Source organism: Arthrobacter alpinus (genome assembly GCF_001445575.1).
GTDB lineage: Bacteria > Actinomycetota > Actinomycetes > Actinomycetales > Micrococcaceae > Specibacter > Specibacter alpinus_C.
The window spans coordinates 309,997-336,564 of record NZ_CP013200.1 but is presented as its reverse complement, the minus strand read 5'-3'; the positions used below and the strand labels follow the sequence as shown (position 1 = coordinate 336,564).

The 26,568-nt window shown below is 60.9% G+C and carries 23 protein-coding genes; 17 read left to right on the top strand and 6 right to left on the bottom strand.

The annotated features are described in order from the left end of the window. The first annotated feature begins 2 nt into the window (after positions 1-2). The 3 genes from AS189_RS20365 (at position 3) to AS189_RS01380 (ending at position 1,574) form a co-directional block, all read left to right on the top strand. Positions 3-158 carry a hypothetical protein gene (locus AS189_RS20365; RefSeq protein ID WP_181036160.1) on the top strand — a complete coding sequence of 52 codons (156 nt, stop codon included), beginning with the start codon at positions 3-5 and terminating at the stop codon, positions 156-158. Between the two features lie 62 nt (positions 159-220). Beyond that, complete coding sequence (locus AS189_RS01385; protein WP_129587363.1) at positions 221-646, top strand: RidA family protein; 426 nt, start codon at positions 221-223, stop codon at positions 644-646. After that, positions 630-1,574, top strand: a complete 945-nt coding sequence (locus AS189_RS01380; protein WP_062285783.1) for an NUDIX hydrolase — start codon at positions 630-632, stop codon at positions 1,572-1,574. Before AS189_RS01385 ends, AS189_RS01380 begins: the two co-directional genes overlap by 17 nt. A 194-nt stretch (positions 1,575-1,768) precedes the next feature. On the opposite strand, the gene AS189_RS01375 is transcribed toward AS189_RS01380, so the two are convergent. Further along, a complete protein-coding gene (locus AS189_RS01375; protein ID WP_038465875.1) occupies positions 1,769-2,446 on the bottom strand; it encodes a Crp/Fnr family transcriptional regulator in 678 nt (225 codons plus the stop codon). Between the two features lie 257 nt (positions 2,447-2,703). Between AS189_RS01375 and AS189_RS01370 the strand changes: the two genes are divergently transcribed. After that, the gene (locus AS189_RS01370; protein ID WP_337589192.1) at positions 2,704-3,909 is read left to right on the top strand and encodes a MarP family serine protease; all 1,206 of its coding nucleotides are present in this window, start codon (positions 2,704-2,706) and stop codon (positions 3,907-3,909) included. A gap of 35 nt (positions 3,910-3,944) precedes the next feature. Here the strand turns inward: AS189_RS01370 and aroQ are convergent, their stop codons facing one another. Both aroQ and acs read right to left on the bottom strand, forming a co-directional pair. Beyond that, entirely contained in the window at positions 3,945-4,403 is a 459-nt protein-coding gene (gene aroQ, locus AS189_RS01365) for a type II 3-dehydroquinate dehydratase (protein ID WP_062285782.1), read from the bottom strand. A gap of 82 nt (positions 4,404-4,485) precedes the next feature. Then, on the bottom strand, positions 4,486-6,462 hold the full coding sequence (gene acs / locus AS189_RS01360; protein ID WP_062285780.1) for an acetate--CoA ligase: 1,977 nt from the start codon (positions 6,460-6,462) through the stop codon (positions 4,486-4,488). Positions 6,463-6,813: 351 nt separating this feature from the next. Here acs and AS189_RS19735 point away from each other — a divergent pair, with 351 nt between their 5' ends. Genes AS189_RS19735 through AS189_RS01345 form a run of 3 tightly spaced genes read left to right on the top strand, consistent with a single transcriptional unit; the run spans position 6,814 to position 9,827 of the window. Then, entirely contained in the window at positions 6,814-8,313 is a 1,500-nt protein-coding gene (locus tag AS189_RS19735; protein ID WP_062285778.1) for a hypothetical protein, read from the top strand. A gap of 6 nt (positions 8,314-8,319) precedes the next feature. Continuing rightward, on the top strand, positions 8,320-9,144 hold the full coding sequence (gene nth, locus AS189_RS01350; protein ID WP_062285775.1) for an endonuclease III: 825 nt from the start codon (positions 8,320-8,322) through the stop codon (positions 9,142-9,144). Next, a complete protein-coding gene (locus AS189_RS01345) occupies positions 9,141-9,827 on the top strand; it encodes an NUDIX hydrolase (protein WP_062285773.1) in 687 nt (228 codons plus the stop codon). The genes nth and AS189_RS01345 overlap by 4 nt, the downstream gene beginning before the upstream one ends. A 70-nt stretch (positions 9,828-9,897) precedes the next feature. Here AS189_RS01345 and AS189_RS01340 read toward each other — a convergent pair whose 3' ends face one another. Beyond that, positions 9,898-11,670 (bottom strand): bifunctional 3'-5' exonuclease/DNA polymerase, encoded by a 1,773-nt coding sequence (locus AS189_RS01340; RefSeq protein ID WP_062285771.1) that lies wholly within the window; start codon positions 11,668-11,670, stop codon positions 9,898-9,900. Positions 11,671-11,790: 120 nt separating this feature from the next. Here AS189_RS01340 and ssd point away from each other — a divergent pair, with 120 nt between their 5' ends. The 7 genes from ssd to AS189_RS01305 all read left to right on the top strand — a co-directional run bounded on the left by ssd (position 11,791) and on the right by AS189_RS01305 (position 17,459). Further along, positions 11,791-12,915: a septum site-determining protein Ssd gene (gene ssd, locus AS189_RS01335; protein ID WP_082633950.1), complete on the top strand. Its 1,125-nt coding sequence runs from the start codon at positions 11,791-11,793 to the stop codon at positions 12,913-12,915. 253 nt (positions 12,916-13,168) lie between these two features. Continuing rightward, on the top strand, positions 13,169-14,419 hold the full coding sequence (locus tag AS189_RS01330) for a TadA family conjugal transfer-associated ATPase (RefSeq protein WP_424581004.1): 1,251 nt from the start codon (positions 13,169-13,171) through the stop codon (positions 14,417-14,419). Beyond that, positions 14,404-15,276, top strand: a complete 873-nt coding sequence (locus AS189_RS01325) for a type II secretion system F family protein (protein ID WP_062285766.1) — start codon at positions 14,404-14,406, stop codon at positions 15,274-15,276. Before AS189_RS01330 ends, AS189_RS01325 begins: the two co-directional genes overlap by 16 nt. Positions 15,277-15,473: 197 nt before the next feature. Then, the gene (locus AS189_RS01320) at positions 15,474-15,890 is read left to right on the top strand and encodes a type II secretion system F family protein (protein ID WP_062285764.1); all 417 of its coding nucleotides are present in this window, start codon (positions 15,474-15,476) and stop codon (positions 15,888-15,890) included. Positions 15,891-16,135: 245 nt separating this feature from the next. Further along, on the top strand, positions 16,136-16,444 hold the full coding sequence (locus AS189_RS01315; RefSeq protein ID WP_082633946.1) for a DUF4244 domain-containing protein: 309 nt from the start codon (positions 16,136-16,138) through the stop codon (positions 16,442-16,444). Positions 16,445-16,504: 60 nt separating this feature from the next. Then, on the top strand, positions 16,505-17,092 hold the full coding sequence (locus AS189_RS20360; RefSeq protein WP_193393503.1) for a TadE family type IV pilus minor pilin: 588 nt from the start codon (positions 16,505-16,507) through the stop codon (positions 17,090-17,092). After that, positions 17,073-17,459: an Rv3654c family TadE-like protein gene (locus AS189_RS01305; RefSeq protein ID WP_062285760.1), complete on the top strand. Its 387-nt coding sequence runs from the start codon at positions 17,073-17,075 to the stop codon at positions 17,457-17,459. Before AS189_RS20360 ends, AS189_RS01305 begins: the two co-directional genes overlap by 20 nt. A gap of 55 nt (positions 17,460-17,514) precedes the next feature. Here the strand turns inward: AS189_RS01305 and AS189_RS01300 are convergent, their stop codons facing one another. Beyond that, complete coding sequence (locus AS189_RS01300; RefSeq protein ID WP_062292715.1) at positions 17,515-19,845, bottom strand: DEAD/DEAH box helicase; 2,331 nt, start codon at positions 19,843-19,845, stop codon at positions 17,515-17,517. A gap of 94 nt (positions 19,846-19,939) precedes the next feature. After that, complete coding sequence (locus AS189_RS01295; RefSeq protein ID WP_062285759.1) at positions 19,940-20,656, bottom strand: GNAT family N-acetyltransferase; 717 nt, start codon at positions 20,654-20,656, stop codon at positions 19,940-19,942. Positions 20,657-20,733: 77 nt separating this feature from the next. Between AS189_RS01295 and AS189_RS01290 the strand changes: the two genes are divergently transcribed. The 3 genes from AS189_RS01290 (at position 20,734) to topA (ending at position 26,418) form a co-directional block, all read left to right on the top strand. Beyond that, positions 20,734-21,627: a rhodanese-related sulfurtransferase gene (locus tag AS189_RS01290; RefSeq protein ID WP_062285756.1), complete on the top strand. Its 894-nt coding sequence runs from the start codon at positions 20,734-20,736 to the stop codon at positions 21,625-21,627. Positions 21,628-21,804: 177 nt separating this feature from the next. Further along, positions 21,805-23,433, top strand: a complete 1,629-nt coding sequence (locus tag AS189_RS01285) for a DUF7059 domain-containing protein (protein ID WP_062285754.1) — start codon at positions 21,805-21,807, stop codon at positions 23,431-23,433. Between the two features lie 201 nt (positions 23,434-23,634). Beyond that, positions 23,635-26,418, top strand: coding sequence for a type I DNA topoisomerase (gene topA / locus AS189_RS01280; protein WP_062285752.1), 2,784 nt, complete (start codon positions 23,635-23,637; stop codon positions 26,416-26,418). The last annotated feature ends 150 nt before the right edge of the window (positions 26,419-26,568 follow it).

Here is a 26,568-nt window from a genome sequence, read left to right as displayed (position 1 = left end):
GTATGAGCAAATGGGAGTACTCTACGATTCCGCTGATTATCCACAACACCAAGGCGATCTTGGACAGCTGGGGTGACGAGGGCTGGGAGCTGGTTCAGGTTGTTCCGGGACCCGACGGCCGTGGCCTTGTCGCCTACCTCAAGCGAGAGAAGGCATAGCCGTGAATACCGCGACAACTCAAGGATCCGGACGCATTGAAGCGCGCCTGGCCGAGCTGGGCATGAGCCTGCCGCCCGTAGCTGCACCCGTTGCTGCCTATGTGCCTGCCGTCATCTCGGGTAACCATGTTTACACCTCTGGACAGCTGCCGTTTATTGACGGCAAACTCCCAGCCACGGGAAAAGTTGGTGCCGAGGTTTCAGCTGAGGACGCAAAATCCATGGCCGCAACGTGCGCAATCAACGCCATTGCAGCCCTCAAGAGCGTCATTGGCGATCTGGACCGCGTCACACGAATTGTGAAGGTTGTGGGCTTTGTGGCCTCGGATCCGTCCTTCACCGGACAGCCCGGCGTCATCAACGGGGCCTCCGAGCTTTTGGGTGAAGTATTTGGCGAGGCAGGCATCCACGCACGCTCCGCCGTCGGAGTTTCCGTTCTGCCTTTGGATTCACCTGTTGAGGTTGAGTTGATTGCCGAATTCCAGTAACAATCCGGCGGGCTTTCGGCCCGCAGGCAAGCGGCTCTTCCCGCTGACTGAGGGTCAGCGGGAAGCCGCGCAGGCGTGGCTGGATTTTGGTGGACGCACACCCGGTAAGCCACGGCTGGCGTCCTCGGTAGTGCTGTTGAAGGACAGCCCGGCCGGCATGAAGACTTTTTTGACGTACCGTCCCGGTGGTTCTCCGCTGGGTATTGTGGCGTTTCCTGGGGGCACAGTTGAACCCGCGGACGACGACGTCACCGACTGGGTGGGCCCCTCACCTGCTGCGTGGGCCAAGAGCCTAGGGACTACGGATATTGGGCTGGCCAAGCGCCACGTTGTGGCTGCCATCAGGGAAGCGTTTGAGGAAACCGGTGTTCTGCTGGCCGGGCCCGATGCATCCTCCCTCGCCGAAGGCATCAATGGCCCCGAATGGATGCGGGCCCGTGAAGCCATTGCGGCGCAGGAGATTACCTTCGCGTCACTGCTGGAACGCTATGGCTTGGCTCTGCGTACGGATTTACTCAAGCCGCTCAGTCACTGGCTGAGCCCGGACTTTGCCCACAGGCGCTTTGATACCCGATACTTTGCGGCCGTTATGCCGGTTGCCCAAGAGCCGTCGTTGTTGACCAGCAAGGGTGTTTGGGGTCGGTGGGCCTGTGCAAGCGAAATCTTGGCGGAACGCAACAGCACCGTGCTGGGCGATGAAATTGGCCAGGACGTCACTCTGGGTCGGAACTTGGGCGAGCTGGTGGTCCCCGGTGTGGAAGTCATCCTGGAAAAGATCGCGGCAGCCCGCGGATGCATCGCATACCTGAACCACAAGCGACCCATCAACGAGTACCAACCAACGCTGGTGGTTGGTAGCGAGGACCAGCTGAACTTGGAAGTATCCACAGCCCCGGCGTCGGAGGGTGCAGCCTGCCGGGAACGGTAGGCCTGCCCGTTCAGGTTTTCGACACACTTTGACGTTTCCGCGGTAGCTCAAACAGTGTCGAAAACGTCAAAGTACCTCGGGAAACGAAAACGGCCCGGTCACCATCAGGTGACCGGGCCGTTTTCGTGTTGGGCCCACGTTCGCCAGGTTCCCGGGAAATCGCGTCAGCGATTTAGCGGGCCGGCGAGTGGGGACTAGCGTGAACGCTGGCGCAGGCGGTTGACGTCCAAGATGACAACGGCGCGGGCTTCCAGGCGGAGCCAGCCGCGCTGGACGAACTCGGCCAAAGCCTTGTTGACGGTTTCGCGTGAAGCGCCGACCAGCTGGGCCAGTTCTTCCTGCGTAAGCTCGTGGGCTACGAGGATACCGTCAGTTGCCGGACGGCCAAAGCGGTCGGCCAAATCGAGGATCGCCTTGGCCACGCGGCCGGGGACGTCTGAGAAGACCAGATCGGAGAGGTTGTCATTGGTGCGGCGCAGGCGGCGGGCCAGGGCCTGCAGCAGCTGCATGGACACCTCGGGGCGGTTGCGCAGCAGAGCGTTGAGGGATTCGTTCTTCAAGCCGGCCAAGCGAGTTTCCGAGACGGCGGTCGCGGTGGTGCTGCGAGGTGCCGGATCAAACAGGGCCATTTCTCCGAAAAGCTCTCCCGGGCCAAGAATGGCAACGAGTGACTCGCGGCCGTCGGAGGAGGTGCGTCCCAGCTTGACCTTGCCGGAAACGATGAAGTAGAGCTGGTCGCCCTGGTCTCCTTCACGGAAGACCGAAGCGCCGCGGGAAAGATCAACCTCTGCCAGTTCGTCCGTCAAAAGGCGGAATGCCTCGTCGTCGAGCGTGGCAAAAAGTGGTGCCCGGCGCAATACCTCGATGTCCATGAAATCTCCTAAAAGTTAAGTATCGAAAAAGTTCTGACCTGATATTGATTCTTTCAGATATTTTCCCGTTTTGTGACCAATTTGGCATTGAACTCGCCCATTGACAGCATATTGGCAGGCTCTCAGCGGCAAAAGCCCCGGAGAATCATGTGTCTCAACGGTAATATTTGCCATGGGTGCCTCGTGGCATCCGGAACTGCCCGTACTGCTTTCGATGTTGCCCGCACTGCCGGGCTGAGGTCGCTCGGAACTGGCTCATGATTGGAGCGCGCAAAGAAGTGTTTGGTTACTCCTGGCTTGATGCCGTGCTGATCCTGTGGCTGCTTTGGCAGCTGATCTATGGACTCAAGGTAGGACTTGTTGCGAGCCTAGGCGGCCTTGCAGGTTTTATTGCCGGCGCCTTTGGCGCATTCTTTGCGGCGCCATTTATCAGCCAATATGCTCCAAGCCCGGGCTGGCGTACGGTCATGGTGATTGGGTCCACCATCATATTAATTGCGCTTGGTCACACTTTGGGTATGAAGCTCGGTAGTGCCATCGGGCGCGCTGTGAAATCCGATTCGATCCGTGCCGTAAACCGTGTGCTCGGCGGAGCCTTGAACGTGGTGGTGGGATCCCTGGTCATTTCCATCGTGGCTTTCGGCGTGGGGAACCTAGGTATTCCGCTGGTCTCTCAGCTATTGGGCAAGTCCCAAGTTATCTCTCGCATTGAAGCGTGGACGCCGGACCCGGTAAAGGAAGCCGTGGCCCAAGGGCGATCATTGGTGCTGAAGGAAGGGATTCCAGCGTTACTGAACCCCACGGGTCCCAATGTGGAAGTGGCCGCGCCCAATGCCGACACCAACACCCCTGCTTGGAACGCCGCGGCACAGTCCGTCATGAAAATTTCCGGCACCGCTTTCCAATGCGGTCAGAACCAGACGGGCACGGGTTTTGTTGTTTCACCCGGCAGGGTGGTCACCAACGCTCACGTAGTGGCTGGTGTCTCGATGCCAATGGTCCAGACCCAGACTCAGGGTGCGCTGCCTGCCCGGGTGGTCTATTTTGACGCCGTCAAGGACCTGGCCGTGCTCGCCGTCGACTCTCTAGATGCCGCGCCCCTGTCAACTGCCCCCACGGTTGCCCGCAACACAGCCACAGCATTTGCTGGCTATCCCCTGGGCGGCCCTTTGCAGGTTCGGCCGGCAACGGTCCTGTCCTCGGGGCCCATGATGGTTCCGGACATCACCGGCGGGGCCGAGTCCGCCGTCGATGTCTACCAACTAGCTGGCAACGTGCAGTCGGGTAACTCAGGTGGACCACTCTTAGACACCGAGGGTCGCGTGGTGGGAGTGGTTTTCGCCAAGGCAACCTCCACCAACAACGTTGGCTTCGCGCTGACCATGAAGGAAGCAAGCCCTGTCATTGCGGCGGCACCAACGCTGAACTCTCCGGTGGGATCGGGGTCCTGCAAGGTTGGCTAAGCGCACGTTCTAGTGCAGCGCCTCAGAGAAGCGCCTTAGGCAAGAGTCTTGTCGAAGTAGCTCACGGCCAGTTCGTAGCCGTGGATCCCGGCGCCCACAATAACCGCGCTGCTCACTGCCGACAGGTAGGAATGGTGACGGAATTCCTCACGCTGGTGAACGTTGGAAATGTGCACCTCTACTGTGGGAAGTTCGACGCCGGCAATCGCGTCCCGCAGCGCCACCGAGGTGTGCGTGTACGCGCCCGCGTTGATGATGATGCCCACCGCCGTGCCGCGCGCTGCATGGATCGCATCCAACAGAGCGCCCTCGTGGTTGGACTGCAGGCACGTCGTGCTGAACCCCGCGGCTTCGGCAGCCGCCGTGGTGAGCTGCTCGACGTCGGACAGGGTTGTTGAGCCGTAAATCTCCGGTTCGCGCGTACCTAGCAAGTTCAAATTGGGGCCGTTGAGGATCAGCAGGGCGCCACGGTTGGCCGCAGTCGAGGAAGTCATGGGTTAATAATGCCCTTAAACGATTCTGTGTCGCAGTTGTTGTCCACAATGCAACAACTGCGACACAGCGGTGATCGGAATTTTAGGCCTTGAGTGACTCCGCGATCTGGTTCATGACGGTGTTGTCGGCCAGTGTCGAGGCATCGCCAACGGTGCGGCCTTCGGCCACGTCCTTGAGCAGACGGCGCATGATCTTGCCGGAACGGGTCTTGGGCAGCTCAGGCACCACCAGGATCGTCTTGGGCTTGGCGATCGGACCAATTTCCTTGCCCACGTGGTTGCGCAAGGTGGTGACGATATCAGCATCTTCCACAGCGGAACCGCGCAGGATCACAAACGCCACTACGGCTTGGCCCGTGGTCTCGTCTGCGGCGCCAACAACAGCTGCCTCTGCAACCGAAGGATGGCTGACCAATGCGGATTCAATTTCTGTAGTGGAGAGACGGTGACCGGAAATGTTCATGACGTCATCGACGCGTCCCAGCAGCCAGATGTCGCCGTCGTCATCCCATTTGGCGCCATCGCCTGCGAAGTACATGTCATCAAAGCGAGACCAGTAAGTGTCCTTGTAACGCTCGTTGTCACCCCAGATGCCGCGCAACATGGAAGGCCACGGCTCGCGAATGGTGAGGTAGCCGCCGTGGCCGTGAGGCACCGAGGCGCCAAGTTCATCTACCACGTCAACGGCAATACCGGGCATGGGGACCTGTGCCGAGCCTGGCTTGGTGTTGGTGACGCCGGGCAGCGGTGCCACCATGATGGCACCGGTTTCGGTCTGCCACCAGGTGTCCACGATGGGGGCTTTATTACCGCCAATGACGCGGCGGTACCACATCCACGCCTCAGGGTTGATGGGTTCGCCCACCGATCCGAGCAGGCGGATGGAGGAGAGATCATACTTGTTGGGGATTTCCTCGCCCCACTTCATGAAGGTGCGGATCGCCGTGGGGGCTGTGTACAAGATCGTGACCTTGTACTTCTCAACAATCTCCCAGAAGCGGCCCTGATGTGGGGAATCTGGGGTGCCCTCGTACATGACCTGCGTGGCGCCATTGATGAGCGGTGCGTAGGTGACATAGGAGTGCCCGGTGATCCAGCCGACGTCGGCCGTGCACCAAAAAACATCAGTTTCCGGGTGCAGGTCAAACACGGCACGGTGCGTGTACGCGGTCTGAGTGAGGTAACCGCCGGTGGTGTGCAGGATGCCCTTGGGCTTGCCCGTGGTGCCGGAGGTGTACAAGATGAAGAGCGGGTGCTCGGCAGCATGGCCCACGGCGGTGTGCTCGGTGGAGGCTGTGCCCACGGTGTCATCCCACCAAACATCGCGGCCTTCCACCCAGTTGACGTCCTGGCCGTTGCGCTTAACCACAACTACGTGCTGCACGGAGTGGCCCGGTGAAACGAGTGCCTCGTCAACGGCAGGCTTCAGGGAGCTCGGTTTGCCTCGGCGGAAGGTGCCATCAGAGGTGATGACCAGTTTGGCTTCGGCGTCGTCAATACGGCTGCGTAGTGCGTCTGCGGAGAAACCCCCAAAGACCACGGAGTGGATGGCGCCGATGCGGGCGCAGGCGAGAAGCGTGATGACGGCTTCGGGGATCATGGGCAGGTAGACGGCCACGCGGTCGCCTTTGACGAGTCCCAGAGCCTCAAAGGCATTGGCGGCCTTTTTGACCTCTTCGGTCAGCTGCGCGTAGGTGTACGTGCGGGTGTCGCCAGGCTCACCCTCAAAGTGAATGGCCACGCGGTCACCGTTGCCGGCCTCCACATGACGGTCCAAAGCGTTGTAGGCGGCATTGATTTCGCCGTCCTCAAACCATGTAGCGAAGGGAGGGTTGGTCCAGTCCAGTGTCTTGGTGAAGGGCTTGCTCCAGGTCAGGAGTTCACGGGCCTGCTCACCCCAGAAGGCGGGACGATCTGCATTGGCTTTTGCGTACTCATCAGCGTGAACAATCGCGTTTGCGGCAAATTCCGCACTCGGTGCGAAGTGACGATTCTCCGTGAGCAGATTTTCCAGTGCGTCGCCGGACTGGTTGTCAGCTGCGGTGGTGACCTCAGACATCTAAATTCCCTTCATTCCTTCGTAGCCGTTGACCCGCGAAAAACTATTCAGGCGGCGGTATGTAGCTTCCCCAAAGAGGAAGTTAATTTCCGCTGGATGATTGTTATGGGACAACGATTCGTTCCTAGATTAACTGTAGCGCTTCTCACAGCTGCAAGTGTTAGCCGTCACAGTTCTGTGGGATCAACGGCGTGGTTTCTGCGCTCAATAGCATGCGCACGGTAATCACGTAGATATGGGGACTTCTCCCCATCAGAGGCATTTACACGGTATTTGAGCTGTGGCTCGCTAGTGTTGGATTCACCTGTTAACTAGGCTGGGGACAAACGTGAGATTTTGAGGAGCAAGACCATGACTGAACAAAGCAGGCCTTCGTCGGCATCCCAGGCGAGCGGGCCGAAGGAAACTGCGGCCCAGAACGCAACTCTCCAGAGCGCAACTGCCGCCAACGCCGTTGCCGGGCCGTTGACCGTCCGGGACTTAGTAGTCCTAGGCTCGGTGCTGATCATCTTCGTGGCATCCTTGGTGCCGATCGTCAAGACCCTGGCCGGCAGTCTGAACCTCTGGAACACCAGCGGCCTGTTCTACATTGGCATTGGCGTGGTCCTGCCTCTCGTTGTGGGTGGGCTTTTCCTGGCCCGCCGCATGAGCCCGGCCACTAAAGTTCGCATCGGTTCGCTCTCCATTGACCAGTTCGGCTCGGTCGTGGCGGCCTTCGCGACGTACTTCTTCTTTGTGGGCACCGTGAGCAACTTTGGGATCGCCTTCCTGATCGGTCTGATTGGTTCGCTGCTACTGCTGGTGTCCACTGTCAGCGCACAGTGGATCCCCGCCTTCGCCGCCGATTTCACCGGCCGGGTTGAAGTTCCGGCTGCTCTTGCCGCGCGCGACGCCGTTCCTGCCGTCAAGCGTCCTGGTGCACCTAAGCCTGTGGTCGCCCAGATGGGTACTGCGCAGCAGAATGCTGGCCAGCAGCCGCTCAGTCAGCAGCCGCTCGGTCAGGGGGCTCCGGTTCCGGGAGCTCCGGCCCAGTACGTACCCGGCCAGCAGGGTGTAGCTCAGCAGGGCGGCGCCCAGCAGGGCGGATGGAACAGCGCCCCGGCCACGCCCAAGCACAACCAAGCCGGTCAGATCTTTACGCCCGCCAAGGAAAACTCTGCTGGTGCTGGTGCTGGTGCTGGTTTCGGCGCAGGCTCGGCAGCCGCAGGCTCCGCCGGTGCCACAACCCCGGCGGCCACAAGTTCGGCAGCTGCAGCAACTCCGTCCACAGGTGCAGCAGCCACCGCAGGAACCGGTGCTTCCGCAGGCACGCCCGGTGCAGCAGCACCTGCCACCGCGGCCAGCGCCGAGAGTGGCTCAGCTCGGAACACCCCGGCAGGAGACCATTCAGCGGCAACTCACACCGCCGCGCAGCCCTCGGTGCAGACACCGGCCGCGGCGCAGGGCAACTTCGGGGCCACCGGTGCCCCCTCAGCCAAGGAAACGGAAGCCAAGGAAGTTGTGGCAACCACGCTGAACCCGCAGGTCCCCGAAGCGCTCAAGTCTGAAGCTGTGAAGCCGGCAGCCGCAGCGGAAAACCCCTTTGCGCCGTCCGCCAATCGCGAAAGCATCACCGCCACGGTGAACCCGTCAGTGGCTCCGGTTGTAGCTGAGCCGTTCTGGTTCGCCGTTGATCGTCCCCAGAACGCCATCGATGAAAAGACGCGCCAGTTCGCTTTCAAGCTGGTCCCCGGTGTGTGGATTCTGGCGTTGGAGGACCGCGGCAACAGCTTCCTCGTGCAGGATGGCCGTGGCAAGACTGGCCTGTTGTTGGACCTGGTGGGTATCGAGCGGGCCTCAGACAGCCAGTAGAAGGCAATGATGGTGGCTGAAGAATCGGCTCTTGCGCTCAAGCGTCGTGCCCGGAAAATCAACCGTGAGCTGGCGGAGCTGTACCCGTATGCGCATGCGGAGCTCGATTTTCGGAACCCGTTTGAGCTGCTCGTGGCCACCGTCCTTTCGGCGCAGACCACTGATATCCGCGTCAATGCCGTGACTCCTGGGCTATTCGCCAGATTCCCCACACCCCTGGCGATGGCTCAGGCCCAGAGCATGGAGCTTGAGGTGCTGATCAAGTCGACTGGCTTCTTCCGGGCGAAGGCTGCCAACTTGCTGGCCCTCTCCACCCGCCTTGTTGACGAGTACGACGGCGTGGTCCCGGGTTCTCTTGAGGCTCTGGTTACGCTGCCGGGAGTCGGGCGTAAAACCGCGAATGTGGTGTTGGGCAATGCCTTCGGCGTTCCCGGGATCACCGTGGACACGCACTTCATGCGATTGGCCCGCAGATTTGCTTGGACGGAGTCCACCGACCCCGTCCGGATCGAGGCCGACGTAGCTGCCCTCTTCGAGCGGCGCGACTGGACCATGCTCTCGCACCGTGTGGTGTTCCACGGGCGGCGTATTTGCCACGCCCGCAAACCGGCGTGTGGGGCTTGCCCTATTGCACACCTCTGCCCGGCTTACGGTGACGGCGAGGTGGACCCGGTGAAGGCCGCCAAGCTGTTGAAATATGAGATGGCCCCGGGGCAAGAGGAACTACTGGCCCGAATGCTGGCCAACGTTCACAAGGCAGCCCAGTACCGGCAGGAGTCGCAGCATGCCGACCGTGTTGCGGATGCCGCGGCCAAAGGCATACGGGCGTGAGCGCCTATGCTGATTTGCTGGCTCTTGCAGAGAAGGCAGCCACACTCAGCGAAATAAGCGTCGTGGGCCGGCCTGCTCTTTGGCAGGTTCCTGCGGATGTTGGCTCGTATCGCAAGGCAGCCGTGTTGATGTTGTTTGGTGCATTGGATGACGTCGACGCCAGCTCTTCCAAGCCTTTTATCTCTGCGGATCTTGACGTTCTTCTGGTGGAACGGGCAGCCACCTTGAACGATCATCCAGGCCAGGTGGCCTTTCCCGGCGGGGGCGTGGACACTGCAGATGAATCCGTCATTGCAGCGGCACTGCGGGAAGCCCAAGAAGAGACCGGGCTGGATCCTCTGGGCGTCGAAGTGCTGGGAACCCTGCCCGAGGTTCCCTTATCCGTCAGTAACTTCATGGTCACCCCAGTGGTGGGCTGGTGGGCGCGCCAAACACCCGTCGATGTGGTGGACTACGGTGAGTCGGCGCAGGTTTTCCGGGTTCCGGTGCGGGACCTGCTTGACCCCGAGAACCGCTTTACCGCTGTGTTGACCCGTGATCAACACACCTACCGCGGCCCTGCGTTCGCGGTCAACGGCGTTGTGGTCTGGGGGTTCACCGCTGGCATCTTGAACTTCGTTTTCCACGAATTGGGGTGGGCCGTGCCGTGGGACGAACAACGAGAACTGCCGGCCCCCATCTGAGCTGGCCCACTAGTAGCCGCCCTGTCGTAGCCGGCCTGTCGAAATCGACAGCAAGTCTAATTTGGGTTGCCTATTTTGCGTTCGCGTAACACTCAACCACCGTAGCCTTCACGGGGAACTCTAAAGGCATATGTCCGAAGATCAGGTTCGTGGCGGCCATCGATGATTCATGCATCATGGCAGTCACCTCCGACACCAACTCCAACGGGCAGTGAACCACCACTTCATCGTGGAGAAATGCGACCAACTGCGGCGTCCTTGGGCCAGGCTTTCCCCCAGCGATGGGTGGGAGGGAAGGGAGTGCCCGGAGCCGCCGTCGTAAGTCAGCCAACCAGCAACAGGCCCATTCTGCAGCCGTCCCCTGAACCACAAAGTTGCGGGTGAATCGCCCGCGTGAGCGAGCCGCCGATTCCGCCCGGCGCTGTTCCTGGGACGAGGTGCTGCGCTGCCCATCCCGCCATTCCTGGGACACTGCGGGGGTGCTGCGGCCCAAATAAGTGGTGACGACTTCACCGCGCTCACCAGCCCGGGCCGCCTGCTCCACAAATTCCAGTGCACGTGGGTACATGCGGGCCAACTGAGGGACCAACCGCCCAGAATCGCCCGTGGTGGCTCCGTAAATGGCGCCCAGCAGTGCAACCTTGGCCATGCTGCGATCACCGCCAAAACCCTCGGCTGCTATGCCTGCATAAAGGTCCTTACTTTGCCCAGCAGTGTGCCCAGAAGTGTCCCCAGCAGTCTCCCCAGGGTTGTGCCCAGCAGAGGCACTACCGGCAGCCGCCATCGCCGTGTCCTGAGACAGAGCGGCCAAAACGCGAGGCTCCAATTGAGCCGCGTCGGCCACGATGAAGGTATATCCGGGATCGGCCATGGCAGCACCTCTAATCTGTGCCGGGATCTGCATGGCACCGCCGCCACGCGAGGCCCAGCGTCCTGAGACCACGCCGCCCACCACATATTCGGAGTGGAACCTGCCGTCATGGACCCACTGTTGGAGCCAATTCCAGCCATTGGTGGTGAAGAGTCGGCTGAGCTTGCGGTAGGCGAGCAGGGGTTCAATGGCGGGATGTTTAAACTCTTGCAGCTCCCAGCTTCTGGTCGATTTGGCCTCGATCCCGGCCCGATGCAGGGCACGCATCAGATCTTGCGGGGAGTCCGGATTCAGGGATGGTGCATTTAGGGTGGTCCGCAAGACTCCGGCCAAAGCCTCCAGCTTGTCAGGACGGGCGTAGCCAACGGGTTCTGGGCCGAGCAAATCATGCAGCAACCTCCTGTGTAGGTCTTCCCTCCAAGGGATACCTTCATGATGCATCTCCGCGGCCACCAGCGCACCTGCTGATTCTGCACTGAGTAAAAGCGTGAGTCTAGCCGGGTGTGTGGAGGAACTAACGGCCGTTTTTTGGGCAACAAGTTCAGCCATGACCGTGTCCAAATCCCAGCCATGTGAGTCCGCAGACCCGCCAGGTGTATCAAAGAGGCTGTCCTGCCCCGGCTGCGGGCCTCGCAAAGCAGGGCCAGCACGGTCTGGTTCCGGCAGGATGTCAATTGATTGCTCGGAGTAGGAGGTGGCTGACGCGTAGTCGGAATGCCGGAGGATACCTTGGCACAGGGCCAGATCGTGGCACTTCTCTACGCGCACGTCCTGAGCCAGAAGCTCCGGATACCAGTTGGTGGCGCGGTCCCACACCCACCGTGGATGGTGAGTCTGCTCCAGAGTGTGTACGGTCGCGGCTAGGGCAGCGCGTGTGACCATCTGGACGGGCGCGGACGGGGTACCGTCGTCGTGTCGGAGCGAGATGACGGTGGCAGAATCATGGGGACTCACGGCCAGCAATGCGTACATAAGTTCTATTCTCCACTGGCTGGCGCACTAATTCCTCCACAGGCGTCCTTGGCGGGGGTGGTATCCACTTTTGCCGTGCTGGGGCTTTATCGGCAGCGTCGGTGAGGGCACAGTTGACGCATGAGACGACGTCAGGGCCCGGCAACCGGTCAAGCTTCCGACCCGGCGCAAAAGCCGTGGCTACCGCGCAGGGACACCACAGTGCTGCTGCTCTCGCGGTCCCCGCAGCTGCAAGGTGAGGTGGGGCGCGTGGCTGCTGCGGCCGCCGTCGAGCTGGTCATTGGCGAGGAACTTGAACAAAATTTCGGGGCCCACGGGGACATTGCGGCGGTGCTCGTTGATGCTGCTCCGGATGTTGCGACGCCTGGGTGGCGGGGCCCCGTGATCGTGGTGGGATTTGCAGCCGATGCCGATCGTATCTGGCAGCAGGCCGCTAAGCTCGAGGCCGATCGGGTTGCCTTCTTGCCGGATTCGGCTCATTGGCTCGCGGACTATCTGGCGTGCCTGCAGAATCCAGCATCACGCGCCGGCGTGTTGGGTGTTGTGGGCGGATGTGGTGGATCCGGCGCCTCCACTTTGTCCTTGCTGGTGGCTGCGGAGGCCGCTTCCAGAGGTACAAGAACATTGCTGGTCGACGGCGACCGCTGGGGTGGAGGTTTGGGAGTAATGCTGTCTGCACAGGAAGCGCCGGGGCTCCGCTGGCCGGAATTATTGCAGGTCTCCGGATCCATCAATCCGGGGCAGTTGGCGGCGGCACTGCCACAGGTGGGGCCTTTGGCCCTACTGTCGTGGGAACAGGGGAGGGCCAGTGAGGGGGAAGCTGGAACAGCGGGCACCAGCCCTGAGAGCGATGGTGTGCATGCCCCCATGGGTTTTCCCGCTGTGCGTGGGCGGCGAGCCGCTGTGCCTCCGCATGCCCAAGCCCAAACGCACGACGCCGTCGATGAAGTTATGCGTGCTGCTCAAGGAGCTTATGAACTGGTCGTGGTGGACCTCGGCCGGACTCCGGAAGCATTGAGTACCTTTGGCATTCAATGCAACGGCATGGTGGTGGTTGTGCCGGGAAGGGCGCGCGCCGTGGCGGCCGCCCTTCAGCTGGGATCTGAGCTGCCTGCTTTGCCATCTGCCGCCGTCGTTCGCGGGCCGATGGCCGAGGGTATCGATGCAGAGATGGTGGCAACGGCTGCGGGACTGCCTTTAGCGGGGAATTGCCGTGGTTGCGCGGAGTGGACCAAGCATTGGTAGCCCAACGCCTGCCTGAACTGCTGCGCAGGCGACGAGTGCGTAGTCTCCTCGCTGGGGTTCTTGACTGGATGGCAGGGGAATCCGCCACGGCGCAAAGGGTGCGTGCCGGAGTCGGCTCAGGAGCCCATCCCGGAGTCAGGCCATGACACCGTGGGGAGCTAGAGGCAGGCACGCTCCGCCAGAGGTGGAGACGGCGCGGATGCAGGCAGGCCTACTGGACACAGAGCTTTTGGACACCGTTCGAAGAGCGGTTTTGTCACAATCTGGCCCCGTCACCGATCTTCAGGTGGCGAGTGCCGTCCGTGAAAGTGGCAGGCTGCTGGGTGCCGCCGGATCATTGGTGGCCATGGACCGGATTGCGGCCGAACTCAATGGGCTGGGGCCGCTTCAAGGCCTCGCTGCAGATCCCACCGTGACAGATATCTTTGTCAATGCCCCGAACTCCGTGTGGGTTGACCGAGGAGCCGGCCCAGAACGGGTATCCGTTGCCTTCGCCACCGAGGGGCAGTTGCGGGCCCTGGCCGTGCGGCTCATTGCCAGTGGCGGACGCCGGCTCGATGAAGGAAGTCCTTGCGTTGATGTCAAGATTTCCGGCGGTTACCGTGTGCATGCCGTGTTGCCGCCCATTTCAGCGGCGGGCACTCTGTTGTCCATCCGTACCAAGAAGAAGAGTGCCTTGACTCTGGCCCAAATGGTGGCAGCCGGAGACATACCCCTAACCCTGGCCCAGGTCTTGGTGAAGGTGATGGAACTGCGTCTGAACTTCCTCATCAGCGGTGCCACGGGAGCGGGAAAAACCACACTGCTGTCAGCGTTGCTGGGGCTGTGTGAACCAACAGAGCGGCTGGTACTGATCGAAGATGCCGCGGAACTTGAACCTCCGCACCCGCATGTAGTCACCATGGAGGCCAGACACGAAAACGCTGAGGGCGCCGGCACCGTGGATTTGGCGGAACTGGTCCGCCAGGCCATGCGTATGAACCCCGGAAGGCTCATTGTCGGTGAGTGCAGAGGCAGAGAAGTGCGCGAACTCCTCATGGCCCTGAATACCGGTCATAGCGGGGGAGGAGGAACCATTCACGCCAATGGGGCCCACGATGTCCCCGCCAGGCTGGCAGCTTTGGGTGCGCTCGCAGGAATGAGCCACGAAGCGGTGTTTTTGCAGGGTGCGAGCGCCCTCGATGCGGTGATTCATGTGGAGCGTCGCCAAGGCTGCCGGGTGGTGTCTGAGATTGCCATGGTGGAATTGCGTAACGGCAGGCTGGAGACGGTCCCGGCGCTTTCCTTTTCTGCAGCCGTCCCTCAGAGTTCCCGCGATCCCGCTGCAGCCAGGTTGCTGCGCGGTCCAGCCTGGCCACTGCTCGCCGAACGCCTGGGGTTGGAGGAGGACCTGACTGACACGACAGTCGGCGGTGGTAATGGGACGGGAGTATGGCCTAGTGCACCAGCGCGTAGGCGGCTCGGAGTTGCTACGGAAGGGCAAGAACCATGGGTGGTGCCGTAGTTCTCTTGCTGGTCCTGACGCTTGGAGCCTGGTTGCTCTTCGCGCCAACTGCGGCACTGCACCAGGGGCCGGTGCGCAGGCGGGCCCGGACCTTGCACACAAAGTCGAATGGGCGAGTCGAGACGGAATCGGAGTCTCTGCCGCGTCTGGTGCGTCAGATGTCCTCACTTCTGGCCGCCGGCCGGACAGGGCCGGAGGTATGGGGTATCTTGGCGCACGTCCTGGCGTCTGAACCGAGAACGGCGAGTGTGGGATTACGGGCACGCGTGGGAGCGACTGGTGCCGCGGAGGAGATGGGGCAGACATCGACGGTGGCCCTGCTGCTTGCTGTGCAGCGGGCCAGTGTTCTGGGCCTGTCGAGTGCGCAGGCAATTCGCACTGCCTGCAGCTCTGATCAGCCCTCCCCCCAAGGACGACGGCGTGTCCCCATCTTGAGTGCCGGGCAACAGGACATGTGGCTGGAAATTGCCGCCTGCCTGGAAGTCTGTGAATCCAGTGGGGCTCCCGTGGCTGCCGTGTTGAACAGATTGGCGCTCACCATGGAGTCCGACTTTGATGCGGTCGCACTGCGGGAGACGGCCCTGGCTGGCCCCCGAGCTACGGTGCGCCTGCTGGGTTGGCTGCCCTTTATCGGCTTGGGCTTGGGTATTGCCATGGGCGTGGACCCGTTGTCTGTGCTGTTCGGTTCGCCGGTGGGCTGGGCAGTATTGTGCGCCGGTCTTTTGTTCACCGTGGCGGGCAGAATGTGGTCCGCAGCTCTGATTTCCCATGCCGCCCATCCCGCCGGCGGCCGTGCGTCCAGGAATCCTGGGGCGCAGCGACGGTGGCCCCTAACAACGGCGAAAACGAGGCGGTAAACATGGGTGCGGCTACGGTCTTGTTTCTTGCGGCGGCTGCGGTATTTATCCTTTCAACCGTTTCAGGTATGGGTCTGCGGACAAGGCCGCGAAATGGCGCAGGAGAATTATCCGGCTCAGCCAGCAGCGTCAGCGGCAGTGCCCCCTTGCCGGGTCTTTCGCCTCGGCAAGGGGGCACTGCTACCGGAGTATTGACAGTGCCACTGTTGCTAGACCTATTGGGTACGGCCCTGGAATCTGGGCTGACCATCTCCAATGCTCTGCAGGTGGTGGCACAGGTGTCAGGCAGTGGCATCCGTGAATCTCTGCTCAGGGTGTCGGCCGCGTTGGAAATCGGGGCCTCCTGGCAGGACGCTTGGCAGGGTAACACTGGGAATAGTGAGCTGGCTCAGCTTCATGCCGCCTTGAGTTTTGGGGCCCTGAGCGGTGCTGGCGCAGCGCCACTGCTCTATGCCGAAGCAGCCCACATCCGTAAAGCCGGAGGGCGCCAGGCCGAGAAACGGGCGGCAGCGCTCGGTGTGAAGTTGGTTCTGCCGTTGGGTCTGTGCTCTCTCCCGGCGTTCGTTGCCCTAGGAATTGTTCCTGTTGTGATCGCCATGGTCCCGGCACTTTAGCTTCAGCAATCATCAAGTTTCACCAAAGAATCGCGCCGGAATCACCCGTTCATTTATCCACAGGCAGTGCAGCAGTCCTTTCAGCTCACTAAACACACTTTCGGCCTTTCGCCGGAATCGGTGTGGGTGAAAAGTTGGCTCAACAGCTTGTTTAGGAGCCACCAGCAGTTGAAGGAGTGGCAGAGCCAAGCTGGGGCAAGGACCAACAGGGTCGTTGCCACACCAAGCCCAATTGATGAGGAGTCATGATGAACAGCAATGATGCTGCGCAGGGCATGTCAAGCGGTGCGGAGGGCAAGCTCGCATTAGACAACATCGCCGAGATCTTTCCCGGAGCCAGCAGAAATGCGCCTGTGCGCAACAAGCCGGTCCGCTCCCGTCGGGTCTGGCGGTGGCGTCCGCAAACAGGATTGGAAGCAGGCATGGCAACAGCCGAATACGCCATTGCAACGCTGGCAGCTGTGGGATTTGCAGGCCTGCTGGTGGTGATCCTCAAGAGCGATGAAGTCCGTGGCTTCCTGATGAACATCATCCGCACGGCATTGAGCATGTAATAGATGGTTCGTCCGAGGACAGCAACACAAAGCCTCGAATCGGCAGGGGAGGGTGAGGGAATGAGTGATCATGGCACGGACCGAATGCAGGCGTCTACTGGCAGCCCACGTCCAGCAAAAATTCGGGGATCGGTCACTGCTGAACTCGCCGTGGTCCTGCCTGCGGTCACGGTCCTGTTGGCACTGCTGCTTCTTGCCGTCTCCACTGGCATGTTGCAGTTGCGTTTGGAAGAAGGAGCCAGAGCAGGTGCCCGTGCCTTGGCGAGGGGAGATTCCCCGAGCCAGGTCGCAGAAGTCGTAGCCCGGGTGTCGGGGGACGGAGTATCGGTAGCTCTGGGCAATGATGGCGGATATGCCACGGTCACCGTTCAAGGCAGGGCCGGTGGGGCGCTATCTGCCCTAGTGCCGTGGACCCAGTCGGCCCAAGCCATGGCAAAGGTGGAATCCGCTGCCCCTGATCCAACGATCCATCACATGACTTCAGCGCGCTTCGAAGGCAGCCCTGTGCCCGCTGTGGGTGATGCACCCGTCCGCAAATCTTCTCTGTGGCGGTGGGTCAGGACTACCCAATGCCCGCTTCGAAATGGGCATTGCGAAGAGGCCGCCATTGCTTGGAAAGGTGCCCACCATGGCAACGTGCAGTGGTGAGCGCGGGGCCGGAACCATGCTGGCCGCCGGGATCGCACTAGCGATGCTGATGCTGATGGTGTTGGTTCTGGGGCTCGCAACGGCTGCGGTGGCGGCGGGAAGAGCTGCCACAGCAGCCGATCTGGCTGCGCTCGCAGCCGCGGATGCACACAGGGGGCTCAGTGCCGGAGATCCGTGTCAGATCGCTGCGGACGTGGCGGCCGCGAACTCGGCCACTCTGGTGGAATGTGCTGTGTTTGCTGGGAGCGATTCGGTGCAGGTGAGAGTGAGCATCGAAACGGCGCTACCTTGGCCGGCCTACGGTCAGGCCAGAGCTGGGCCGCCGCCGGATAGCGTGCTCCCTGCTAGGGGGCACGCCCAACCGTAAAGTTGCTGGACACCAAGCGCTTGCGCTCATGCTCGTTGAAAAGTGAACAGAGAAATTAGCCCGGTGCATGGGCCAGCAAGATCTTCAGCAGCAGCACGGCACCGCGCTTATCCAAGGGATTGTTCTTGTTGCCGCACTTGGGCGACTGAATACAGGACGGGCAACCGGACGGGCATTCGCACGCCTCAATCGCCTCCTTCGTGGCGCGCAACCAAGTCCGTGCCATGTCGAAGCCCCGCTCTGCGAAACCGGCGCCACCAGGATGGCCGTCGTAAACGAAGATGGTGGGCTGTCCGGTGTCGGCATGGATGGCCGTGGAAACACCGCCAACGTCCCATCTGTCACTGGAAGCAACGAGGGGTAGCAAGCCAATGGCGGCATGTTCGGCAGCATGGAGGGCGCCAGGAAATTGTGGCTCCACCAACCCGCCGGCCAGGAGTGTCTCATTGTCCAGCGTGAACCAGACGGCTTTGGTGAAGAGGTCCCGGGCTTCCAGTTCGAGGGGTTCCTCGCCAAGGACCTCATTGGAAATGATGGCCTTGCGTTGAAAGGAAACAACCTGGGTGCGGACTTGAACAGGGCCAAAGTGCATTTCTACCGGCCCCCACAGCTCGTGCTTGCTGGATTCAATCACCTCAATTTGGGTGACGTCGCGGGCCGTTGTGTAAAAGTCTGGGGTGCCGCGCCTGACTAGAGCGCAGTGCTCTGACTCATTGAGTTCCAAGACCACGTAGCTGGTGCCCTGGTGGACATACACCGCTCCAGTGTGAGCTTGGTAGTGGGACTGCGGGGACCCCATGGTTCCCAACAGGGCACCCGTATCTGCCTCGATAATATTGATGGGTCCACCGCCGTCATCACGGAGGTTGACCATGGCCGCGGCACTTTGCGGATGCGTCCAAAACCAGCCGGCTGGGCGCCGTCGCAAATAGCCTTGGGCTACCAACTGATCCAGCAACGCAGGGGTGCTGGCGTCAAAAATGGCCAGATCCTGAACAGTGATGGGCAGTTCGGCCGCAGCTGCGCACAAGTGCGGGCCCAAAACATACGGGTTGGCAGGGTCGAACACGGTGGCTTCCAGCGCGCTATCAAAGATGGCTTCTGGATGATGAACTAAGAATGTGTCCAACGGATCATCACTTGCCACAAAAGCTGCAAGAGCGTCCTGCCCGGCACGCCCTGCCCGGCCGATCTGCTGAAAGAAGGAAGCCTTGGTCCCGGGCCAGCCAGCGACCAGCACCGCGTCCAGCCCCGAAATATCGATCCCCAGTTCCAACGCAGAGGTGCTGGAGACGCCCAACAAGTCTCCGGCGCGGAGGGCTTTTTCTAGTTCGCGCCTTTCCTCGGGCAGATAGCCGGAACGGTAGGCGGCTATACGCGGAGGAAGGCTGGGGTCGACGTCTTGCAAAAGCCGTTTAGTCACGGTGGCGATGGTCTCGGCACCGCGGCGGGACTTAATGAAGGCAATGGTGCGCACACGGGCAGAGACCAAATTGGCTAGCAAATCAGACGTTTCGGCAATGGCGGTGCGGCGGGTCTTGGCACCGTTCTCACCGGCAAACTCCGTTAGCTCCGGCTCCCACAACGCGACGGTGGTGGCGCCGTGTGGAGAACTGTCTTCCGTGACAGTGGTGACAGGAGCCCCGATCAATCGTGCAAATGAGACGCCAGGATCGGAGGACGTGGCTGATGCGCCGATAAAAACCGGGTTGGTCCCATAGTGGGCGCAGATCCGCCTCAGACGTCGCAGTAAAACCGCCACATGAGAACCGAAGACCCCCCGGTAACTGTGTGCCTCATCAATGACCACGTACTTCAACCGTCTGAAGAAGCGGGCCCACCACGTGTGGTTGGGCAGGACCCCAAAGTGCAGCATGTCCGGGTTGCACAGGATGAAGTTGCTGTGATCACGAATCCAGCGTCGATCTGCAGGGGCTGTGTCGCCGTCGTAGGTTGCTGCCCGCAAGGTGGGCAGCTTCAACGAATTTAGAGCGGCCAGCTGGTCAGCGGCCAGTGCCTTTGTGGGGGAGAGGTACAGCGTCACGGCACCATCGACCTCCAGCAGGCCGGGATTTTCCGCCACGCGCAAGGCGGCGCGATGGACCGCGTCGAGGGCAGGCAATTGGTAAGCCAGCGATTTTCCTGATGCGGTACCGGTGGCAATGATGGTGTGCTGGCCATTGTGAGCTGCCGTGGCACCCTCCACCTGGTGTCGCCACGGTTGGTCAACGCCTAGAAACGAATAAGCACTGACAATGTCGGGATGAACCCAATCCGGCCAGGGAAGGTGCACGGCCTGTCGCGCCGGAATTCGACGGACATGCTGCAGCTGGGCAGGGGCGTTTCCCCCGCCAAGCAGCTGGATCAGGGAATTGTTGGTGGACACCACATCATTGTGCCACTGCGCTCTTGCACAGGAATCCTCGGGAGGGGCAATGTTGGCCCGCACAATGGCGCTCAATGGGCTCGAAGTGTCTTGTTCAGTGACCTCGGGCCAGCTCCTCAAGGCGGGATCTGGGTACCAAAACCGTGACGGTGCTGATACTGCGCCAACCGAGCTTGAAGTACAGCCGTTGACCGTCAGTGCTGGCCAGTAGTAGGCCGGTGGTCACCGGGTACGCCATAGCTCTGGCTGTCAGAGCTTTCATGAGCAGCAGCCCATAGCCGCGCCGGCGGTGCTGGGCGTGGGTTTCAATTTGATCAAAGATGGCATAGTCGCCGTAGACGCCCACTTTTCCCGTGGCAAGAACGGTATTCCCTCGCATGATGGATACGGAGATCCGCGCCTGGCAGGCTGACGCACTGTGCTTGCCGCCCATTGCTTTTACAACCAGCGACAGCTCGGGGTCACCGAGGAAAGGGTCTTGATTATCTTGGGTTTCCAAATGGCAGATCATGAGCTGTTCAGAGGCGGACAGCATTCCCATCCCTGATTGGTGGGCCATCTTCACATACCGGTGCACATCGGGTCCCAGAACACACAAGGCACGCTGCGGTGAAGCGTTCACTTCGGCGGCCACATCAGCAAAAGTCGATGGTGAGGGAACGGTGGTGAAATACTCCCAGCCGCCACTACGATCGAGGCGCAGGGCTGCCAGATACCCTGGTCCGGAGCGGCTTGGGTAGCTTCGTAGCGCAGTCCAACCGGCAAACCATGCAGCTGTCTGGCCAGCTAGCTCTGTGGAAGCAAGCGTCATATCCTCAGCCTATGCCAGCGGAGTGCTTGTGGAAGCCGTCATGTCGACATTTGGTGGCACAAAGTAGGCTTTAAACCGTGTCGATGAACAAAATTGTGCTCTTTTATGGCTTCACCCCTCTCAGCGATCCGGAAGCGATCAAGCTCTGGCAGCGTGCCCTGTGCGAAAAGCTCAGCCTGAAGGGGCGCATCATCATCTCCAAAGACGGCATTAATGCCACCGTTGGCGGTGACATCAAGGATCTCAAGCAATACCTGAAGACCACGCGTGAATACCCCGGTTTCAAAGACATGGACATCAAATGGTCCGATGGTACCGGAGACGATTTCCCCCGCCTGAGCGTCAAGGCCCGGGATGAGATCGTCAGTTTTGGTGCCCCCGGTGAGCTCCAAGTTGATGAAAACGGTGTGGTGGGCGGCGGTACGCATCTCAAACCCGAAGAACTCCACGAACTTGTTGCCAAGAAGGAATCCAATGGCGAAGAAGTAGTGTTCTTTGACGGTCGTAATGCCTTCGAGGCGCAGATCGGCAAGTTCAAGAACGCCATCGTCCCAGACGTCGACACCACTCACGACTTCATTAAGGAACTGGACTCCGGCAAGTACGACGACCTCAAGGACAAGCCCGTCGTCACCTACTGCACCGGCGGCATCCGTTGTGAAGTTCTCAGCTCCCTCATGGTCAACCGCGGTTTTAAAGAGGTCTACCAAATGGACGGCGGGATCGTCCGCTACGGAGAGACCTTCAAAGATAAGGGCCTGTGGGAAGGCTCGCTGTACGTGTTCGACAAGCGCATGCACATGGAATTCAGCGACGAGGCCAAGGAGATTGGCCACTGCATTCGCTGCAGCAACCCAAGCAACAAATTTGAAAATTGCTCCAACCCCAGCTGCCGCAACCTAAATCTCTATTGCGAAGAGTGTGCCAGCGCGCCGGAAACGCTGCAATGCCCGCAGGGCTGCACCGACTGACTCCGCCTGTCGAGACTAGGTACCACAAGTTCCGACTCCCTCGCGGGCAGTAAGATTTCCTCGGCCGCGGACGGCCTTCGAAATCCATCCCCGCTCCGGGAGCCGGAGCTTGCTGTCCCTTTGCTCGGGTGCGTGGGCCCGGCAGGCGGGCCGTCCGGAAATCGTTAGGCTTGAGGCATGACTGATTTCGCCACCGTTCCTCACGCCCCACGCAGTGACAACCCAGGACTTCTTGCAGCTCTGGCCACTGATCTGATTGCCATCAACTACACGGTTGACGGCGTGGCGGAGCTCCTGGGGGACGACGCCAACCGAGCGCTGGACCGTGACCAAATGGTCCCTGCCGCATTGCTGCTGCGCGGCACTACAGATCCACTGGCCATCGTGGTGAAGCTGTGGTTGCTCTCACAGCCGATCCACGAGGAATCGCTGGCCGCGGCACTGCCCACAGCCGGCATCGAGAAACTCTTGGAACTGGGCGTCATCGAAGAGGTGGAACAGCCCGGCATGGTGCGTGCGGCCGTCGACCTCCGTCCCTACGGCTGGGCCGCAACTGAGGAGGGCGGCCAAGACACCAATTTGTGGGTGGCCAGCGATCTCGGCGCGCACCAGCGCCCCGGCGTCCTGCGCAAGGATCACGTTCTGGGCATTGGCCAAGCTTCGCTGACTCTGGCTCAAGGCACCATCCGCAGGCAGGTCCACAAAGCGTTGGACCTTGGCACCGGCTGCGGCATCCAGCTTTTCCATCTGTTGCACCATGCCGAGCGTGTGGTGGCCACTGACATTTCAGAACGCGCTTTGGCCTTCACCCGCTTCAATCTGCTCCTCAACGCTCCGGCACTAAACCTTGAGGCTGCTGATTTTGACCCGGCCAATCAGGACGCCCGAGTATCGCTCCGCCTAGGGAGCTTGCTCGAGCCGGTTGCGGGGGAGCGGTTCGACCTCGTGGTCTCCAACCCGCCATTCGTCATCACGCCCCGGCACCGCGGTGAACAGAGTAGCGAGCAGTTCACCTATCGTGACGGTGGCATGGCTGGCGACGCCATTGTGGAATCACTGGTCCGCGGCTTGCCGGATGTGCTGCAACCGGGTGGCACTGCGCAAATGCTCGGGAACTGGGAGGTCAACCGCGCAGAAGCGGAAGGCGCCCGCACGGCGGAGCAATGGCATGCTCGCCCCGCGCAGTGGCTGGATGCGGAGATCGAAGCGTGGTTCATTCAACGCGAGCAGGTGTCTCCTGGTGGTTATGCCGAGACGTGGCTGCAGGACGCTTCGCAGGGAAGGGATTCCGCCGCCTATGCCAACGCCTATGAGGAGTATCTACTGGACTTTGCCTCACGAAACGTGGTTGGAATTGGTTTCGGGTACATCTTCCTGCGTCGCCCGGCAGACGGTGAAAGCGCCGATGCTCCCCGCTTTGAGGAGATCCTCTACCCGATTGAACAGCCCGTGGGCCCGCATCTGGCGAGCACGGTTGACCGAGGGCTCTGGCTCAAAAAACACCATGATCTTACTTTCGAGTACCTGCTGGTGGCCTCCGATGTCACCGAGGAACGCCACCAGAGTCCTGGGGCTGAACACCCCGGAGTGATCTTGTTGCGCCAAGGTGCTGGGCTACGGCGCACCAACCTTTTGAGTACCGAGTTGGCTGGTTTTGTTTCCGCGTGCGACGGCGAGCTGACGGCCGGGCAAATCATCGGCGCCTTGGCAGTGTTGCTAGAAAGGGACGATTCAGAGTTCGCTGAAGCCCTTGCCCTCGAAGTGCGTAATCTGGTGCGCGACGGGTTCTTGGTTCCCGCCGAATGACGGGCCCCAGCGGTAGTGCCAGCTAAGCGCCGTCGAACTTCACATGCCTGCGAAAATGAATGAGCTTGGCCACGAAGAGCCTTTAAAACTGACGGTTTTCCACACTCCGTTTCCCAAGCAATACGCTTTCGCGGTAAAAATATGGTGAACTAGGCTCTTGGGGACGCCGTTCGTCCACCTTTCATTCCCTGTAGGAGTACCGTGCCCACCAAGGCAGCTAGCAAGCCCAAGACCGGCAAAAAGCTCGTGATTGTCGAGTCCCCTGCCAAAAGCAAGACCATCGCCAAGTACCTCGGCGAGGGTTTCGTTGTCGAAGCCTCCATTGGGCACATCCGTGACCTGCCGCAGCCTTCCGAGCTGCCTGCGGAGCTGAAGAAGTCCTCGATCGGTAAGTTCGCTGTCGATCTTGAGAACAATTTCAAGCCGTATTACGTGGTCTCTTCCGACAAGAAGAAAAAGGTGGCGGAGCTCAAGGCACAGCTCAAAGATGCCGACGAACTTTATCTCGCAACTGATGGGGATCGCGAAGGCGAAGCCATCGCGTGGCACCTGCTCGAGGTGCTCAAGCCCAAGGTACCTGTGTACCGCATGACGTTTGCTGAAATCACCAAGGAGTCCCTGCAGCGCGCTTTGGGTAACTTGCGTGAACTGGATACCGATCTGGTAGATGCGCAGGAAACCCGCCGCGTGGTGGATCGCCTGTTCGGTTACGAGCTCTCACCGGTGCTGTGGCGCAAGGTTGCGCCCAAGCTGTCGGCTGGCCGCGTGCAGTCCGTGGTGACGCGCATGGTGGTGGAGCGTGAGCGTGAGCGGATGGCGTTCCGTTCGGCCAACTACTGGGACCTGGCGGGCACCTTCACGCCGGAAACCGGTGAGTCCTTCAGTGCCAAACTTGCCGCCGTTGACGGCAAGCGCGTGGCGTCTGGTCGCGACTTCAACGATCAGGGCGAGCTGACCGGCAAGAACGTTGCCCACCTGGATGAAGTGGCCGCCAAGGCTCTCGCCACAGCCCTCCAGGACGTCAGCTTTGCCGTCCGCTCAGTGGAGCACAAGCCGTACACCCGCCGCCCGGCCGCGCCGTTTACGACGTCGACCCTGCAGCAGGAGGCTGGCCGCAAGCTGCGCTTCTCCTCCAAATCCACCATGCAGACCGCCCAGCGCCTGTATGAAAACGGTTACATCACCTATATGCGTACCGATTCATCCTCCTTGAGCGATGAAGCCGTCAATGCCGCCCGCCGCCAGGCCTCGGAGCTGTACGGCCCCGAATTTGTGCCGGCCAGCAAGCGCGTCTACGCCAGCAAAGCAGCCAATGCGCAGGAAGCCCACGAGGCCATCCGTCCCGCAGGTGACTCCTTCCGCACCCCGGCACAGGTGGCCAGCGCCTTGGGTAAGGACGAATTCAAACTCTACGAACTGATCTGGAAGCGCACTGTCGCCTCCCAGATGGCAGATGCCAAGGGCTCGACGGCGACCATCAAGTTAGGCGCCAAGGCTATCGGCGGCGTTGCTGACGGCCAGGACGCTGAATTCTCAGCCTCCGGTACTGTCATCACCTTCCGCGGCTTCTTGGCCGCTTATGAAGAAGGCCGTGACGAGTCACGCAACGACTCCGACGATTCGGATCGCCGCCTGCCCAACGTCAAGGAAAATGACTCTCTGACCGCTGCTGAAGTTCAGGCCAACGGCCACGACACTTCGCCGCCGCCGCGTTTTACAGAAGCCTCGTTGACGAAGGAAATGGAAGAGCGCGGTATTGGCCGCCCGTCCACCTACGCCTCCACCCTGTCCACCATCATGGACCGCGGTTACGTCAGCAAGCAGGGCTCAGCTCTGGTGCCGAGCTGGATTGCGTTCTCCGTGGTGCGCCTGCTGGAACTGCATTTCACCGATTACGTGGACTACGAATTCACCGCCGGCATGGAAAAGGGCCTGGATAGGATCGCCAACGGCCAGGAGCAAGGTTCCGACTGGCTCAAGCACTTCTACTTTGGCGACGTTGACAACAAGGGCTTGCAAGCCATTGTGAACAACCTTGGCGAGATTGACGCTCGAGACATCAACTCGATGCCCATCACCGACACGCTGGTCCTGCGCGTGGGCAAGTTTGGTCCGTACCTGGAAAGCACTGTCCCCACATTGGACGCCAAGACCGGGGAGATCATTGAAGCAGCCCGCGCCAATGTTCCCGAGGATCTGGCTCCGGATGAGCTGACGCCTGCCAAGGCTCAGGAGCTCATGGAGACAGCAGCGCCGGAGGAACGAGTTCTCGGCGTTGATCCAGAGTCGGGGCACACCGTGGTGGCCAAGAACGGTCGCTACGGCCCGTATGTCACCGAAGTTATTCCGGAGATGACGGCTGAAGAAATCGCCAACCAGCCCGTTGAGTACTACAAGAACGGCAAGCCGAAGCCGCCGAAGAAGCCCGTCAAGGCCAAGCCTCGCACGGGGTCCATCTTCAAGACCATGACAGTGGATACGGTGACCCTGGATGAGGCGCTGGCCATCATGAGCCTGCCGCGCGTCTTGGGCGCGGATGCTGAAGGTAACGAGATCACGGTGCAGAACGGCCGCTTTGGTCCATACCTGAAAAAGGACTCTGATTCCCGGTCCATTGGAACGGAAGAGGAAATCTTCACGATCACGCTGGAGCAGGCGCTGGAGATCTACTCCCAGCCTAAGCAGCGCGGTGCACGTGCCGCCGTGGCGCCCCTGGCGGAGTTTGGTGACGACCCCGTTTCGGAGAAGAAGATCGTGGTCAAGGAAGGCCGTTTCGGTCCGTACATCACGGACGGAATCACCAATATTACGGTGCCGCGGGGGACTGATATTGAGGATCTGACCCGAGAGAGCGCCATCGAACTCTTGGCGGACAAGCGCGCCCGCGGCCCGGTCAAGCGGACCACGAAGACTGCAGCGAAGAAGCCAGCAGCCAAGAAGCCGGCGGCCAAGGCCCCCGCGAAGAAGGCCGCAGCCAAAAAGTAGCATTCGTTGCCTCGGGACGTGGTTCAGGGGCACAAAAACGGCCCCTGAGTCGCAGCCTTGGTAGTGAAAACGAGGACACAAAAGCCCCGCTGACGGCGGGGCTTTTGTGTCCCTTTTTGTGCGCTAAAAGCGCTCTATTTGCATACATTG

Coding starts and splice junctions, on each gene's coding strand:
- nth (WP_062285775.1), top strand. CDS start 8,320: ATGATGGTGGCTGAAGAATCGGCTCTTGCGCTCAAGCGTCGTGCCCGG.
- AS189_RS01305 (WP_062285760.1), top strand. CDS start 17,073: ATGGCAACGTGCAGTGGTGAGCGCGGGGCCGGAACCATGCTGGCCGCC.
- AS189_RS01315 (WP_082633946.1), top strand. CDS start 16,136: ATGATGAACAGCAATGATGCTGCGCAGGGCATGTCAAGCGGTGCGGAG.
- AS189_RS01370 (WP_337589192.1), top strand. CDS start 2,704: ATGATTGGAGCGCGCAAAGAAGTGTTTGGTTACTCCTGGCTTGATGCC.
- ssd (WP_082633950.1), top strand. CDS start 11,791: ATGAGACGACGTCAGGGCCCGGCAACCGGTCAAGCTTCCGACCCGGCG.
- AS189_RS20365 (WP_181036160.1), top strand. CDS start 3: ATGAGCAAATGGGAGTACTCTACGATTCCGCTGATTATCCACAACACC.
- AS189_RS01340 (WP_062285771.1), bottom strand. CDS start 11,670: ATGTACGCATTGCTGGCCGTGAGTCCCCATGATTCTGCCACCGTCATC.
- AS189_RS01295 (WP_062285759.1), bottom strand. CDS start 20,656: ATGACGCTTGCTTCCACAGAGCTAGCTGGCCAGACAGCTGCATGGTTT.
- aroQ (WP_062285782.1), bottom strand. CDS start 4,403: ATGACTTCCTCGACTGCGGCCAACCGTGGCGCCCTGCTGATCCTCAAC.
- AS189_RS19735 (WP_062285778.1), top strand. CDS start 6,814: ATGACTGAACAAAGCAGGCCTTCGTCGGCATCCCAGGCGAGCGGGCCG.
- AS189_RS01285 (WP_062285754.1), top strand. CDS start 21,805: ATGACTGATTTCGCCACCGTTCCTCACGCCCCACGCAGTGACAACCCA.
- AS189_RS20360 (WP_193393503.1), top strand. CDS start 16,505: ATGAGTGATCATGGCACGGACCGAATGCAGGCGTCTACTGGCAGCCCA.
- acs (WP_062285780.1), bottom strand. CDS start 6,462: ATGTCTGAGGTCACCACCGCAGCTGACAACCAGTCCGGCGACGCACTG.
- AS189_RS01325 (WP_062285766.1), top strand. CDS start 14,404: ATGGGTGGTGCCGTAGTTCTCTTGCTGGTCCTGACGCTTGGAGCCTGG.
- AS189_RS01375 (WP_038465875.1), bottom strand. CDS start 2,446: ATGGACATCGAGGTATTGCGCCGGGCACCACTTTTTGCCACGCTCGAC.
- AS189_RS01385 (WP_129587363.1), top strand. CDS start 221: ATGAGCCTGCCGCCCGTAGCTGCACCCGTTGCTGCCTATGTGCCTGCC.